Source organism: Mucilaginibacter sp. P4_A11 (genome assembly GCF_056402535.1).
Window position 1 is genome coordinate 256,938 of sequence record NZ_JBFUHE010000009.1, and the last position, 15,056, is coordinate 271,993.

Annotated in this window: 12 protein-coding genes; 9 read left to right on the forward strand and 3 right to left on the reverse strand. The window is 43.0% G+C overall.

Annotated features, from left to right (window positions below; translation table 11 throughout):
- Positions 1 to 13: 13 nt before the first annotated feature.
- The 4 genes from AC1DUD_RS18990 to AC1DUD_RS19005 all read left to right on the forward strand — a co-directional run bounded on the left by AC1DUD_RS18990 (position 14) and on the right by AC1DUD_RS19005 (position 6,898).
- Complete coding sequence (locus tag AC1DUD_RS18990) at positions 14 to 3,334, forward strand: SusC/RagA family TonB-linked outer membrane protein (RefSeq protein WP_477377195.1); 3,321 nt, start codon at positions 14 to 16, stop codon at positions 3,332 to 3,334.
- Between the two features lie 11 nt (positions 3,335 to 3,345).
- Positions 3,346 to 4,812, forward strand: a complete 1,467-nt coding sequence (locus AC1DUD_RS18995; protein WP_477377197.1) for a SusD/RagB family nutrient-binding outer membrane lipoprotein — start codon at positions 3,346 to 3,348, stop codon at positions 4,810 to 4,812.
- A 17-nt stretch (positions 4,813 to 4,829) separates the two neighbouring features.
- Complete coding sequence (locus AC1DUD_RS19000; protein ID WP_330863049.1) at positions 4,830 to 5,732, forward strand: DUF1735 domain-containing protein; 903 nt, start codon at positions 4,830 to 4,832, stop codon at positions 5,730 to 5,732.
- A 200-nt stretch (positions 5,733 to 5,932) separates the two neighbouring features.
- Positions 5,933 to 6,898, forward strand: a complete 966-nt coding sequence (locus AC1DUD_RS19005; protein ID WP_477377200.1) for a hypothetical protein — start codon at positions 5,933 to 5,935, stop codon at positions 6,896 to 6,898.
- 53 nt (positions 6,899 to 6,951) lie between these two features.
- Here the strand turns inward: AC1DUD_RS19005 and AC1DUD_RS19010 are convergent, their stop codons facing one another.
- From AC1DUD_RS19010 to AC1DUD_RS19020, 3 genes are all read right to left on the reverse strand, one after another.
- The gene (locus tag AC1DUD_RS19010; RefSeq protein ID WP_477377202.1) at positions 6,952 to 7,839 is read right to left on the reverse strand and encodes a hypothetical protein; all 888 of its coding nucleotides are present in this window, start codon (positions 7,837 to 7,839) and stop codon (positions 6,952 to 6,954) included.
- Between the two features lie 132 nt (positions 7,840 to 7,971).
- Positions 7,972 to 8,379: a DoxX family protein gene (locus AC1DUD_RS19015; protein WP_477377204.1), complete on the reverse strand. Its 408-nt coding sequence runs from the start codon at positions 8,377 to 8,379 to the stop codon at positions 7,972 to 7,974.
- Positions 8,380 to 8,725: 346 nt separating this feature from the next.
- Entirely contained in the window at positions 8,726 to 9,112 is a 387-nt protein-coding gene (locus AC1DUD_RS19020; RefSeq protein WP_477377206.1) for a hypothetical protein, read from the reverse strand.
- A 362-nt stretch (positions 9,113 to 9,474) separates the two neighbouring features.
- On the opposite strand from AC1DUD_RS19020, the gene AC1DUD_RS19025 reads away from it, so the two are divergent.
- From AC1DUD_RS19025 to AC1DUD_RS19045, 5 genes are all read left to right on the forward strand, one after another.
- A complete protein-coding gene (locus tag AC1DUD_RS19025; RefSeq protein WP_477377208.1) occupies positions 9,475 to 10,782 on the forward strand; it encodes an amidohydrolase in 1,308 nt (435 codons plus the stop codon).
- 131 nt (positions 10,783 to 10,913) lie between these two features.
- Positions 10,914 to 11,420: a Cif family virulence factor gene (locus AC1DUD_RS19030; protein WP_477377210.1), complete on the forward strand. Its 507-nt coding sequence runs from the start codon at positions 10,914 to 10,916 to the stop codon at positions 11,418 to 11,420.
- A gap of 182 nt (positions 11,421 to 11,602) precedes the next feature.
- Complete coding sequence (locus AC1DUD_RS19035) at positions 11,603 to 12,616, forward strand: LLM class flavin-dependent oxidoreductase (protein WP_477377212.1); 1,014 nt, start codon at positions 11,603 to 11,605, stop codon at positions 12,614 to 12,616.
- 156 nt (positions 12,617 to 12,772) lie between these two features.
- Entirely contained in the window at positions 12,773 to 13,507 is a 735-nt protein-coding gene (locus tag AC1DUD_RS19040) for an acyl-CoA desaturase (RefSeq protein ID WP_477377214.1), read from the forward strand.
- A 209-nt stretch (positions 13,508 to 13,716) separates the two neighbouring features.
- Positions 13,717 to 14,973 (forward strand): pyridoxal phosphate-dependent aminotransferase, encoded by a 1,257-nt coding sequence (locus AC1DUD_RS19045; RefSeq protein ID WP_477377216.1) that lies wholly within the window; start codon positions 13,717 to 13,719, stop codon positions 14,971 to 14,973.
- Positions 14,974 to 15,056: the final 83 nt, after the last annotated feature.

The following is a 15,056-nucleotide window of genomic DNA, read 5'->3' on the forward strand; positions in this document are numbered from 1 at the left end:
TATTATTAACGAAATGAAAAAACTTCTACTCGTAAGTTTGTGCTTGCTTGTGTTGTCTATGACGCAAGTATTCGCGCAAAACCGTACAGTTACTGGTACGGTTACGGCCAAAGACGACGGCCTACCCATCCCGGGAGTAACAGTAAAGGTAAAGGGTTCAACAATCGGAACCCAAACCAACGCAGCCGGTAAATATGTACTCAGCATCCCGGCAAATTCCACCCTCGTTTTTAGCTTTATCGGTTACACCACAACCGAAAAATCAACAACAGGCAGCACCATCAACGTTGTTTTAGAAACTTCGGCCCGTTCATTGGGTGAGGTTGTTGTTACCGGTGCTTTGGGTATTAAACGCCAGGCCAAAGAGCAGGGAGCAGCAGCTACAACTGTAAGTGCAAAAAGCTTAACCGAAGCGCATCCTACCAACTTTACCAACGGCTTAACCGCCAAGGTGCCGGGCTTAGTGGTAAGTACCCTTAACAACGGTGTTAACCCTAATACCCGTTTTACCTTACGTGGTAGCCGTCACATTATCGGTAACAACTACGCGCTGGTGGTATTAAACGGTACGCCGATCTCTCCAAATGAGGTTAACACCATCAACCCTGACGATATCGAATCTGTGAATATCCTTAACGGTGCCGGTGCAGCCGCGCTTTACGGTTCAGACGCGTCAAACGGTGCATTGATCATTACTACCAAAAAAGGTAGCCCAAGCGGTGCCCCACAGGTTACTTATACCAATAACTTCCTGTTAGAGAAAATCTCTTACTTCCCTAAATTCCAAACCAAATTTGGTGGTTATGGTGGTGAAGGCGCTCCGTTCCAGGATCCGATTACCGGTTTTATTACCGCTACTGCTCCTTTCGAAAACCAATCATACGGCCCTGCCTATGATGGCCACATGCAGCAGTTAGGTATCCCGTTGGAAGATGGTACAACTCAAAGCTATCCTTACATGACCCCAAAGACTGACCCAAGGAGGGCTTTCTTTAACACTGGTCACAGCGAAGAGAATAACCTTTCTTACTCATCAGGTGATGCTAATAACAGCTTTAACTTAACCGCCAACCATTTATTTAAAACAGGTGTATTGCCTGATGATAAATATAAAAGGAGCAGCGTACGTGTATCGGCAGCAAAAACTTATAATAAGTTTAAGGCCGAGTTTACCGCCAGCTATGTGCAGGATTATACCAATACTGTAGGTAGCGGTGGTTATGACGGTGCTACATTAGATGGCGGCCGTTCATTATACAGCACTATATTCAACACCCCGTCATGGGTGCCTTTAACTAAATTCAGCGACCCTGCAAAACCGTTTGCTGATGTTAATACTTACTTTAACTCATACGGCGTAAACCCATACTGGATCATCAAAAACGACCGTGTTGATACCCGTACCGATCACTTTAACGGTAGCTTCGGCGGTACTTATTCGCCAACTACCTGGTTAGATGCAAGCTACCGTTTATCAGGTAACTTTGGTACAGGTCAGCAACAATACAGAAGGTCATCTGTACAGTTCAGCAAATACGCGCTGGGCCAAACAAAGGATGCTGATGGTAACCTTATCGACCCAACTGCCGGTTTATATGGCCTTGATAAAGTGCCTGGCGGTGGCTATGGTACACAAGCACAATCATATGGTGGTTCAACAGGTTATATCCCTGGCCAGGTACAAAATATTACCCAGTTTGGCGATGGTTCAATAACCAACCCGGCTGCAGGTACAAATAACGCTGTAGCAGGCCCGCAAGGTTACTCACGTTTACAACAGGATTTCTTTTTAACCTTCCACAAAAAGTTCTTTAATGACTTTACAACCAATTTGTTGGTAGGTAGTTCATTATGGCAGGCTTATTATAGCAATGTTCAAAACAACAGTACCAACTTACTGGTTGATAATTTTTATAACGTTGGCAGTATCCTCGGTACGCCGGCAACTTCAAGAACCGAAGGTAAAATACGCCAGATAGGTTACTTTGCCGATTTAACCATCGGTTATAAAGATTTTGCGTTTCTTGAAGGTACCGTACGTAATGACCACGACTCAAGGCTTGCCAGCGGCATCCGTTCATTCTGGTACCCTTCTGTAAAAGGTTCATTCATTTTCACCGAAGCTATCCCGGCGTTAAAGAACAATAAAATCATTAACTACGGTAAATTAAGGGCTTCCTACAGCCAGGTAGGTGATATCAACGTTGCTCCGTACAGCACAGTTAACACCTACAATCCAACTACAGGTTTCCCATATGGTAACACAGGTGGTTTAACTGTAAGCACAACTTTAAATAACCCTACCATTAAGCCGGAGAAAACCAAAGAAATTGAGTTTGGTACCGATCTGGGCTTCCTCAACAGCAGGATCAATGCGGGCTTTACTTATTACAAGAGCAACACTACCAACCAAACACTGCCAATTACTACATCACCAACCACAGGTTACAGCAATGCTACTGTAAATATTGGTGAAGTTGAAAACACCGGTTATGAGTTTAAAATGGATGTAACTGCGCTTACTAAAGAAGCAAATGGTTTTTACCTGAATGTTGGCGGTAACTTGGCCATCCAAAATTCAAAAGTTAAATCATTATTTGCCGGTTTATCATCAATTACTGTAGCCTCACAAGGCTCAGCCGCTATCCAGGCGGTGGTTGGCCAGCCTTTCCCGGTATTATACGGTACCGATGTAACACGTGACCCTCAAGGCCGTGTTGTTGTTGACCCGGTTACTGGTTATGCTATCACAAACTCAAACCTGGTTAACTTAGGCCGCACAACACCTAAATACATATTAGGTTTAACAACAACTGCAAGCTGGAGATTTATTACCCTTACAGCGGTGAGCGAATACCGCAGCGGTTATGTAGTATATAACCAGGGTATAGCTTCAGCGACAGCTGCAGGTGTATCTTACCTTTCTGCTTCTGCTGATCGCCAGGCATTTATTTTCCCTAATTCAGTTATTCAAACATCTCCGGGTGTATATGTGCCAAATACCAGCACTACTGTTGTTGATGGTAACCAGGGTTTCTGGAACGCGGGTGCTTATTATAACTCAATTGCCGCATACACATCAAGTGCTGCTTTCTGGAAACTGCGTGAAGCCAACTTAAGCTTTGATATTTCGCAATGGACAAGATCAGTGAAGTTTATCAAAAGGGCTTCATTTGGTATCATAGGCAGGAACCTTGTTATGATCAGGCCAAAATCAAATACCTTTAGCGATCCTGAGTTCGCAGCAACATCAGGTAACGGTACAGGTATTATCAACACTTACCAGTTGCCTCCAACCCGTATTTTCGGAGCCACTCTTAATGTTACATTTTAATAACTATTCAGATGAAAAAGTATCTTTCAATTATATTAATGGGTGTTGTAATTGCTGGCAGCAGTTGCAAGAAAACTTATCTTGATGAGTTAACAAACAACCCTAATACGCCATCTGTAGCTGCCCCGGGCTTGCTACTATCGGGTGCGCTTAAAAGCACGGCCGATATCGTTAACGGTACAACCCTTAGGCAATATGGCGGTTACTTAAATTATTTAAGCCGCAGCACCGGTTACCAGGTTTTTGCAAACTTTGATCAGTACCAGTTTACTACCAATGATTTTGATATCTGGTCGCCTACGTACCTTAATCTTTCAAACTATAAAGCGTTAATCGATGCAAACATAAGCGCCAACTATACCGCTATAGCCAAGATCATGACTGTGTATGATTTTCAGATAGTTGTTGACAGCTATAATAACGTGCCATACACCGAAGCTTTACAAGGTACCAAAAACCTTAACCCTAAATATGATAAGGGTGCGGCTATTTATGCCGATTTACCAAAACAACTGGATGCAGCTATTGCTTTAATAGCCGGCGGTGCTGCAAGTGCAAACCCCGGAAACGGCGATATCATGTTTAAAGGTGATATGACCAAATGGACCAAATTTGCCAATAGCCTTAAATTAAGGATAGCCTTACGTTTGGTAAATGTTGATCCAGCAGGCGGTAAAACTATAGCGACCGGCCTTACTGCCGATAAAATGCTTGACGGAACAGTAGCGGCTTCATTAAACCCGGGTTACACTAATTCTGATGCTAATGGTGGTCAGCAAAGCCCGCTTTGGCAAAACTGGGGCACCACACAGGCTGGTGCAGGTACGTTGGGTAACCAGCAATACCAGGCCAATACTGATTTTATTAACTTTTTAACTAATAATAATGATCCCCGCCTAACTAAAGTTTATGCGCCTAATGGCGACGGGAATGTTATTGGCAGCTATTTTGGTGGAACTGCTACCGTGCCTGCAAACAAAACTGCAAGTAAATTTGGCCCGGGCGTATTAAAGGCTGCTACTATGGATGCCTATATCCTGTCATCGGCCGAAGCATTGTTTGAGCAGGCTGAAGCTGCTGCAAGAGGTTATACTACAGGTGATGCCCAGGCGCTATATAATGCGGCTATTACTGCTTCATTTACAGACGAAGGCCTTACTGCCGCGCAGGCAACAACTTATTATTCACAGGCTGCTATTGCCTACCCAACAGGCGGTTCATTAGAAGATAAGATAAAAGCAATTATCACCCAAAAATGGGCAGCCCTAAATCCTTATGGTGTGCTTGAAGCTTATAATGATCTGCGCCGCACAGGTTATCCAACTGGTTTGCGATTGTCAACATATCCGGGGGTAAATGCTACCTCGCAGGTAACACGTATTTTTTATCCGGTTGTTGAGTATAAAACCAATGCTACAAATGTAGGCGCTGAAGGTACTATTGATATATTCAAGTCGAAAATATTTTGGGCAAAATAATTTTAAACTAAAAGAAAATGAAAAAATTAAATTATATAAAAACGATTTTGCTTGGCCTGGCGGTAACAGCTTCATTAAGCTCTTGCCTTAAAGACAAGACATATATCGACTTTTCGCAGGGAGGTGTGTCTGCAGAACTTCCACTAAGCGGTTTGAATAGTTTCAGTGCTGATGCAATTACAGTTGACACGGCTATTGTATCATTTGGTGTAAATATAGCCTCATCTAAAACGCCTACAACTGATTCAAAAATTACGGTAGATGTAATACCTGCTAAGATTGCAGAATATTTAAAAAGTAACCCTGCGGTGCAATATGAATTAATGCCGACCACAGCTTATACATTCAAAACAACTGTTGTAGATATACCAGCTGGTCAAAGACTGAAAATATTAACTTTTACAGTGTATAAAAATAAACTGGATCCATCAAAAAGTTATATGCTTCCAATTGGTATTACCAGTGCGCCTGGATTAACTATTTCGGCAAATAATGCATTGCATTATTATCACGTAATTGGTAATGATTTTGCAGGGGTTTATAAATGGGATTATACACGTTATAATGCCAGTGCACCACTTGCTACTCCATCGGGAGGTTCATTTACAAACGGCACAGTTACTATATCTCCTGTATCACCAACGCAGTTTGAAGTAGTTACAGGTTATAACACGAAAGAAGTAAAGTATGAAGTAACATTTAAAAGAAATGTTGATGGAACAGGAAAAGTTACTTATTCAGACTTTGCCGTATCGATGGATCCAGCAACTGTAAAATCTGTATGGACAGCAGGGGGAGTAACACAGACGCAACCACCTAAGATTGTAAGTATAGATCCGGTTGCTAAGACATTTATATTCCAATACATAGCGAATAATGGAACTGCTGATCGTTACATAATTGACAAGTATTATAAATAAGCTTTCAGTTAATTTATGACATATAAGGGCATCTAATTTAGGTGCCCTTTTTTATTGGAAAATAGGCTAATCGACTACGTTCATTATAGCTTGTAACTCATGATTTTACTGTAAAAAAACTAGTACATATTACTTTTTAATAAACTGTTTACTTATAATTTATATTTTAGTTCTATATTATAAGCTTTGATCGTGTATTTATGAAAAAAATATTTTTGTGCCTGATACCTATCTTGGTTAGCACTGTTACTTTAGCCCAAACTATTACAGTTAGCGGCACAGTAAATAACCAGCAGGGCAAGCCCGCGCAGTTCGTTTTTATCCGCGATGCCTTCCACAGCTACGCTACCTATACCGACCAGATGGGGAACTTTTCGTTAAAGGCCGATCCTGCCTCGAAATTAGTTGCTTCAGGGATTAACTTAAAAGATACTACGGTTGCCATAGGCAATCAAACCAATATCAAAATAGTGATGACAGCCGGCCTTTCACAAGGCGCGGGTAAGGCGCTGAGCAGCCATACCGGAAGCGATTTTTTTAAAATGGAATCGGAAGTGCCTACTAATATTTCGGGGGTGCTATATATGATCTCCGGGCATGATGAGCTGCATGGCAGCCGGTTTCTTTCAAAATCATGGATGCGCGGCTTTGCTTTAAGTGTTAAAGATTCGCTGATCCAGAGTAATGATTACTTCTTTAACTTTGATAAGGATGGCGGCGACTTGCTGTTTACCCGCGACCAGCGTAAGGTTTTCCAGGCCGATAAAGGTGAAGTAAAAGCCTGCACAATTATTGACGATAATGACCAGGCTTATAACTTTGAAACTGTACCCGCCATTGATCCTAACCGCTTTATTTTGGTGCTGGAAGCAGGTAATAAATACAAGATATATAATAAGCTTAAATCAAAATTTGTTAAAGCCAATTTTACCACGAATGGTATTACCTCATCGGGCAATAATTATGACGAATATGTTGACCAAAACAGCTATTTTGTACTGAATGTTAAAACTAATCAGCTACAGCCCCTTGAGCTAAAAAGCAAATCAATTAAAACGGTATTTGCAGCCGAAGCGGATAAGATCAAAGCTTTTAATAAGGAGCATGGTGATGATGAGATCAATGAGGGGTATTTGAAGGATTTGGGGGATTATTTGAATAAGTAATTTGATAAAAACAAAAAAGGCCGCAATTAACGGCCCTTTGTTGTTAATGTGCCTTAGCTAAAGTCAGTTGTACGTGTGGTTATAGTGAATTTGCTTCCATTCGCTCTTGTAATAGTTACAGTTACATCATTGGTTCCTTGACTAATTGTGGTTTTGGTGTAAGTGCCACTTGCCGGTTTAGATCCAACTCCCGGTTCTCCTTGTGTTGCTATAATGCCATTATTACCAAATAGATTATAATATATTGTTGGGTCATTTGGATCGTATATCGAACCAATATATAATTGTACAGGAACTGGTGAGCTTGATATTTGGGGTGCTGGATAATCAATAGTAGCTACGGCCCAGTGTGAACCTGTAGTTACCCTGATTAGTTTAGCAGGAGTGGCTACAACGCCGCCCCCGGTTGAGTAATTATCCTGGATATAGTTGCCTATAAATGGGATGCTGGCTCCTGTCGAAACAAAAACGTCAAAGGCAAAATTGAAATTATCAATATCCGCTTGAAATGCGCTTGCGTTAAAATAGCCCAGCTGCCCTTGTACAATTACAAATGCGTCACCATCCTGTATTGATTTGGAAGATGTACCATATGTGCCAATCGGGCTAACAAACGAATTTGTGCCAAAATCAGTAGAAACACCGGCACCTGCAGTAGGCACACCATTTTGCAAGTTTGGATACATAACCGTATTCCATGACGGGGAACCTGTAACAATTACTCTTACACCATTAAAAATTGTTGCGTAGGTATCAAAGTTTTCCCCGGGTTTACGGGTCTGCAGTACAAGATCCGCATAGTAATTCTGCGGGTCGAGAGAATTTGTTTTAACCTTGTCAGGTGTCGGGTTTGAGGTCGTCGCGGGTTTAAAAGAATCCTTCTGGCACGAGCTAAAACCTGCAAGAATTAGCATCATACCCCATAATAATTGTTTTTTCATATTGATTTGTGATATATTTTTTATAAATATATGATATCAATATGTTTCGTGGCAATAGGTGTTTTAACGGTATTTAATAATATTTTAATTTATAGTATTAAAAATGCTTGCCTTAATGTTAAATTAATGCGATTATTTTTTATCAACACTATATTTTCCCGGGCCTATAAATATCAAACCTGCAAACATAACAGCATCTTCAATAGCATGAGCGGCGCCGCCCAGCCCGTCGCCGCTGCCCAAATGCATCAAAGCGGCTACTATAAGGTTAATCAATAACAGGATACAAACAGGCCTGAACGCCAGGCCTATAATGAGCAGGAAGCCGCCAAAACATTCGGTCACTGCTGCCAGCAGGCCCCAAATCATTGGCCAAAAATGTATGCCAACATATTTCATTGATGTACCAAGCTCTTTCCAGCTCGCGGTGCCGCCCATCAATTTGGGGTATCCATGATAAATGAACATAATACCAAGCCCAACGCGGATGATCAGCATTCCGAAATTTTTGTAATTGCCTAAATTGCCTAAAAGTGCCATTTGCAGATATTTTATTGATTTGAGGGGCTTAAGGTAATAAAAATGTTGGAGGAGATTGGGATAGATTTGAGGGCGTTTTTGAATTAAAGGGACTTTGTAATTGATCAATGTAATGAAGAAATTGAAAGCAAATGTCATGCGTGTTTAAATCCGGCGAACTCTGAGGGAGAAATGACAAAAGAGGGCTGGTCAGTCTGAGCCTGTCGAAGACTCGCGCGCGGAAGCCCTGCCCACCATGCTTCGACAAGCTCAGCATGACCCCATGACATGTTTAAAAAACGTCTGTCATTCTGAGCGATAGCGAAGAATCTTCTGTAATATACAGGGCGAAGAAGATCCTTCGTTCCTACCCATGACATAATAAATGGAGGACGTTCCCGTCAGCAGGTAAGCTTCGGGTGAAAGCGGGCAGAACAATGGTGGCCTTGTGCGCGGGAAGGGGCATAGCAAGTTTTTGCAGAAGCATAGGGAGCGCAGCGGGGCAAAATAATTGCAGCCCGTGGTTCTGTCCGGTTTGCAGGGCAAAGGCCTTGTGCGCAAAGAAGCCTACCTGCTGACTTGACTTTTTGGATACTTTTGTGTCAAGACAAACGGCGAAGCCTTCTTGAGCACCTAAAAAAATGAATAATAGCGAAAAACGTATCTGGCCCCGCGCGGCCAAGAGCGCGACGATGTAAGTCCATAGAACAAAGATGGTTACCTGCCTGTCGGGGATTGCTTCGTACCTCGCCATGACGTTGTGGAGATGTCATTGCACCTTCAGAGTCCATCGGTTTTAAACACTCAGCATGACAAAGGGGCAAATGATGGGGCTGTATCACAAATTCAATTGACCTCCCTTGGTGTTGTGTTATCTGCGAATAGAAATTTAGCCGATGATATTAATACAAAAAGGGGGTTAACATATTTTTTGCACGAAAAGCACTTAATTATCTGATTTTTAGATATATATAAATGTTGACCCTGAATTGTGTTAACCCTGTTAACCCCCCAACCTCCCAACAATTGTGGTTTAAAGCGGTCCCCTGCTAATGGCTTTCAGCATCTCTCATATATAAACTATTCTACTTATATTACTGTCCCTAAGCAACCCGTATGAAAGCAACCCTTATTTTATCTCTATGTGTGTGTTCGCTGCAAGTTATGGCGCAAAAGAACGCGTTACGCACACAGGTAAATACAAAAGCTGATGCCTTGCAGCAGCAGGTGGTAACCTGGCGCCGCGATTTTCATGAACATCCTGAACTCGGTAATCATGAGGTGCGCACATCAGCCATTATAGCTAAACATTTGCAGTCGTTAGGTATTGAAGTAACCAGCGGGATAGCTACTACCGGTGTGGTTGGGATCTTAAAGGGCGGGCATCCGGGGCCGGTTGTGGCATTGCGGGCAGATATGGACGGCCTGCCGGTTATTGAGCGTACGCCTGTGCCTTTTGCATCTAAAGTAAAAACTACTTACAACGGGCAGGAAGTTGGCGTGATGCATGCCTGCGGACATGATTCGCACATGGCTATACTGATGGCTGTTGCCCAGGTACTCTCATCAATGAAGGCTGATTTGCACGGAACCGTAAAATTCATTTTTCAACCTGCAGAAGAAGGCGTTGAACCCGGACAAAAAGGCGGTGCCGAGGAGATGGTAAAGGAGGGTGTTTTGGAGAACCCAAAAGTGGACGTGGTTTTTGGCCTGCACATCAATTCACAAACGGAAGTTGGTAAAATAACCTATCGTCCAGGTGGTACCATGGCTGGGGTTAACGATATGCAGATCATTGTAAAGGGAAGATCGTCCCACGGGGCCTACCCATGGTCGAGCGTTGACCCGATAGTTACATCAGCACAGATCATTAACAACCTGCAAACTATAGTAAGCCGTAATATCAATGTAACCGAAAACCCAGCGGTAGTAACCATAGGCGCTATAAAGGGAGGCAACCGCTCAAACATCATCCCCGAATCGGTTGAAATGCTGGGCACCCTCCGCTCCTTTACCCCTGCCGACGAAAAAATGCTGGTTGCGCGGGTAACAGAAATAGCCACCAAGACTGCTGATGCAATGGGGGCAACAGCAATCGTAAAAATTCCTTACAGCAACCATTATCCCGTAACTTACAATGATCCGGAGCTTACCCAAAAAATGTTACCAAGCCTGCAGCAAACTGCCGGTGCCGCTAACGTGCTATTGCGCCCGCCGGTAACCGGTGCCGAAGATTTTAGCTTTTACCAGGAAAAGGTACCGGGCCTATTCATATTTTTAGGAGGTATGCCAAAGGGAGGCGATCCGCTGAAAGCGCCATCGCACCATACGCCCGATTTTTATATTGATGAAAGCGGCTTTAGCTTAGGTGTAAAAGCTTTGTGCAACCTCACTATTGACTATATGAATGCGAAAACAAAATAAGCTGCACAACGTCATGCCAGCCCTTTTATATTAAAGCTGAAACAATGGCGTTCAAAAAGTATTTTTACACCGGCTTATTCGTATATTGAACGGCCTTAATATAAAACACGAAGTTTGAAATTGTTAAGATCATGAAAAAGCATTTATTACCCCTTTTATGCCTGTGCATGTTTATGAGCAGTTTGCCTGTTATGGCAGCTTCGGCAAAAATAGTGCTGCCTGCTGATACGGTAGCTAAATTAAAACCCGAGGTGAGGCAGATTGTGGAAACGGTAATAAAGGCTTCGGGTACTTTTAATATCGAGGCGGTATCTGATCTGTATGCCCCTAACGCGGTTGTAGCCGATGAACAGCCCCCTTTTTCATGGAACGGCCAATTGGCTGGCGTGCAGTGGATAAATTCGGTACAAAAGGCGGTTAAAGATTTTAAGATCAATAATTTTAAGGTGGATCTGCAGCGAATCAAAACTTTTCAGCAAACCGAAGAGATAGTTTACCTCGTAGCCCCTGTGGAATATACCGGCCTTGTAAACGGCGAGCACTTTGAAGAACAGGGCGCTTTTTCATTTGTATTAAGGATAGTGAGCGGCAAATGGCTCATTAAAAGCCAGGCCTGGGTGCCGCGCAATGGCTTATGATATTCATAAATGCCGCGCCTTTAGGGCTATTAAATACATATAAGCCACAAGTAGAAGTGAGTCTGTTGGCTTTCCGCTTTTAGCATTCTGTTTTCCGCTTTTAATAGTAATCCCAATGCCATAAAAGCCGGAGTGTAAAGCCCGCCTGCAACCCTATGCTTATTTTTGTGTTCACAATCTATATGAGCATAAATAAGATCAAACTGAGCGTGCTCGACCAGTCGCCGATAAGAAAAGGCGCCACTGCCGAGCAGGCCATACAAGAAACCATACAACTGGCAAAATATACCGATACTCTGGGTTACACCCGCTTCTGGATTTCGGAACATCATAATATGGGTATAATAGCGGGCTCAACGCCTGAGGTGCTATTGGCCCACCTGGCTGGCGAAACCAAAAACATGCGCATGGGCTCGGGCGGAATCATGATGCCTAACCATAGTACCCTTAAGGTTGCCGAAAATTTCAGGATGCTGGAGGCGCTGTTCCCCGGGCGGATAGATCTGGGTATGGGCCGTGCACCGGGTACCGACAGGATCACTGCAGCCGCACTTAATCCTTCAAATCAGTTCAAAGAACAGGATTTTGTTGAACAGTTGGCCGATCTGCAAAATTACTTTCACGATACTTATGAGCCGGGAACCATACAAGCGCGCATCAGGGCCATCCCGCAGGTTAAAACCGTACCTAATATGTGGCTGCTAAGCTCAAGCGGGCAAAGTGGTTTATTCGCGGCGCATTTTGGCATGGGCTTTTCCTTCGCTCATTTTATTAACCCCAATGGCGGCCCCGAAAGTGTTAAAATGTACAAAGAACGATTTCGGCCATCGGATGACTTGCAACAGCCCGAGGCTAATGTGGCCGTATTTATTTTCTGTTCGGAAGATGCCGAAAAAGTAAGGCAACACCAGGCCGTAATGGATCACCGTTTTTTACAATTTGAAAAAGGCGGGGCAATAGTGCCGTTAAGTTACGATGATGTAAAAGATGTGGAGTACACTCCTGCCGAACAGGAGCGCATTCGCTATAACCGTTACCGTGTAATTGCCGGCTCGCCGACTGAACTGAAGCTGAAATTGACCTGGCTTGCCAATGATTACGAAGTTGATGAGATCATGGCCGTTACCATTACCGAAAATTTTGAAGACAGGCTGGAATCGTACCGATTATTGGCCCAACAGTTTGAATTATTATAATCCCGGTAAAATAACTTTTTTGGGTAAATGCCGTTTCTATACCAGGAGCGGCATTTTTTGTTGGCGTCGCTATCATTATTCACATATTAAAAACTTTATAAGGCTTTAAATCGTATCTTTGGAAAGATTATAAATAAGTCTATTTTCTACAATTCAATGGTTATTATCATATTCTTCGTAGCGCACTGGTTTCTGTCGCTATTTTTTCAAACGTTCTTTCTGCACAGGTATGCATCGCACAAAATGTTCACTACCAATAAATTTTACGAGGGTACATTTTATCTGCTTACCTACATTTGCCAGGGTTCATCATTTTTAAACCCAAGGGCGTACGCCATTATGCACCGTGAACACCATGCATATAGCGATACCGAAAAAGACCCGCATTCACCACATTTTTTTAAGGATGTTTTCCAGATGATGGTTTATACCGCTAAAAGCTACAGGCTGCACGTAAAAAAGCTTAAGGAGCCTGAAGAACGTTTTAAGGGTAATATCCCTGAATGGCGCTTTGTTGATTTTATAGGATCATCAGTTGTATCACGTATTTCATTTGGTATTTTATACATTTTGTTTTATGTTGAATTTGCTACTGCGTGGTGGATGTTCCTGCTGATCCCTATTCACTTTTTGATGGGCCCGATCCACGGTGCTATTGTTAACTGGTGTGGCCACAAATACGGCTATCAAAACTTTGATAATGGCGATAAATCAAAAAACACTACCCCGTTTGATTTTTTAATGCTGGGCGAACTGTTCCAGAACAATCACCATAAGCATCCCAATAAAGCCAACTTCGGCGCTAAATGGTTTGAGATAGATCCGGTTTACCCCGTAATGAAACTCATGCACTGGATGCGGATAATTAAACTGCGTAAAGCTTATTTGTAAGCTTAAAGCCGAAGGCAAAAAGCTAAAAGAAGCTTAAGGCCTAAAGCGAAAAGCTTAAAGCAAAGAATTTAACAAAGGCCTAAAGCCCGGAAGCTAAAAAGCTTTCAGCTTTAGGCCTTTTGCTTTTAGCTCTTAGTTTTGCTTTCAGCTTTCGGCCTTCGGCTTTCAGCTTCTTTCCCTATCTTTGCCGCTCATAAATACATAAATCCATGAGTGTTTCTTTATTAGCTCAAAATTTACATGGCTCGGAGATCATCAAGATTGCCGGCGAGATCAACGAATTAAAACGACAAGGCCAGAATATTGCCAACCTTACTATCGGCGATTTCGACTCTAATATTTATCCTATCCCAACTCCCTTAAAGGATAAGATCATTGATGCTTACAATCATAATCAAACCAACTACCCTGCTGCCGACGGTATGCTTGACCTGCGCCAGAGCGTAAGCGGTTTCTTAAAAAGAAGCTTAGGCCTTGACTATGCCCCTAACCAGATCCTGATCTCAGGCGGTTCACGTCCGTTAATCTATTCCATATTTTTAGCGGTAGTTAACCCCGGCGAAAAAGTAGTTTTCCCGGCACCGTCATGGAACAATAACCATTACAGCGATCTGCTGAATGCCGATGCTGTGATCATTCCTACGGCCCCTGAAAACAACTTTATGCCTACGGCAGATGATATCCGCCCGCATTTAAAAGGAGCGGCTTTACTGGCCCTGTGTTCGCCTTTGAACCCTACGGGTACTATGTTCAGCAAAAAAGATCTGGAAGAGATCTGCGACCTTGTAATAGCCGAAAACAAGAGCCGTACAGCAGGTGAAAAGCCACTGTATTTATTATATGATCAAATCTACTCGCAATTAACTTTTGGCGAGCATAAGCATTACGATCCGGTAACCCTTCGCCCTGAATTAAAGGATTACACCATTTTTGTTGATGGCGGTTCGAAATGTTTTGCAGCTACAGGTGTACGTGTAGGCTGGGGTTTTGGCCCGGAGCTGGTTATTGAAAATATGAAAGCCATCGTAGGCCATATGGGTGCATGGGCGCCAAAGCCGGAGCAAATGGCTATGGCCAAATTTTTAACCAGCGAAACAGATGTAAACACTTACCTTGACGATTTAAAAGGAAAAATCCAGGCAAGTCTTACCGCTTTGCACGAGGGTTTCCAGGAGATGAAAACCAGCGGCTTAAATGTAGATTCCATTGAACCTATGGGCGCTATTTATCTTACGCTTAAAATAGATTACAGCGGCAAAACCACTCCGGATGGCAAAGTGCTGAAAGATTCGGCAGATATCAATTTTTACCTCATCAAAGAAGCAGGAGCTGCTTTTGTGCCGTTCTCGGCCTTCGGTACCGGCGATGAGGTGAACTGGTTCCGCGCATCGGTTGGCGCAACCCCGCTTAATGAGATCGAAGCTTTGATACCAAGGGTGAAAGCGGCGTTGGCTAAGCTGAAGTAGTAAATGAATTAAATGTTATAAAAAAGGGCTTATTGATTTTATCAATAAGCCCTTTTTTATATCGCGTCATTGCGAGGTACGAA

Coding starts and splice junctions, on each gene's coding strand:
- AC1DUD_RS19025 (WP_477377208.1), top strand. CDS start 9,475: ATGAAAGCAACCCTTATTTTATCTCTATGTGTGTGTTCGCTGCAAGTT.
- AC1DUD_RS19035 (WP_477377212.1), top strand. CDS start 11,603: ATGAGCATAAATAAGATCAAACTGAGCGTGCTCGACCAGTCGCCGATA.
- AC1DUD_RS19030 (WP_477377210.1), top strand. CDS start 10,914: ATGAAAAAGCATTTATTACCCCTTTTATGCCTGTGCATGTTTATGAGC.
- AC1DUD_RS19045 (WP_477377216.1), top strand. CDS start 13,717: ATGAGTGTTTCTTTATTAGCTCAAAATTTACATGGCTCGGAGATCATC.
- AC1DUD_RS18990 (WP_477377195.1), top strand. CDS start 14: ATGAAAAAACTTCTACTCGTAAGTTTGTGCTTGCTTGTGTTGTCTATG.
- AC1DUD_RS19005 (WP_477377200.1), top strand. CDS start 5,933: ATGAAAAAAATATTTTTGTGCCTGATACCTATCTTGGTTAGCACTGTT.
- AC1DUD_RS19040 (WP_477377214.1), top strand. CDS start 12,773: ATGGTTATTATCATATTCTTCGTAGCGCACTGGTTTCTGTCGCTATTT.
- AC1DUD_RS19015 (WP_477377204.1), bottom strand. CDS start 8,379: ATGGCACTTTTAGGCAATTTAGGCAATTACAAAAATTTCGGAATGCTG.
- AC1DUD_RS19000 (WP_330863049.1), top strand. CDS start 4,830: ATGAAAAAATTAAATTATATAAAAACGATTTTGCTTGGCCTGGCGGTA.
- AC1DUD_RS19020 (WP_477377206.1), bottom strand. CDS start 9,112: ATGGCGAGGTACGAAGCAATCCCCGACAGGCAGGTAACCATCTTTGTT.
- AC1DUD_RS19010 (WP_477377202.1), bottom strand. CDS start 7,839: ATGAAAAAACAATTATTATGGGGTATGATGCTAATTCTTGCAGGTTTT.
- AC1DUD_RS18995 (WP_477377197.1), top strand. CDS start 3,346: ATGAAAAAGTATCTTTCAATTATATTAATGGGTGTTGTAATTGCTGGC.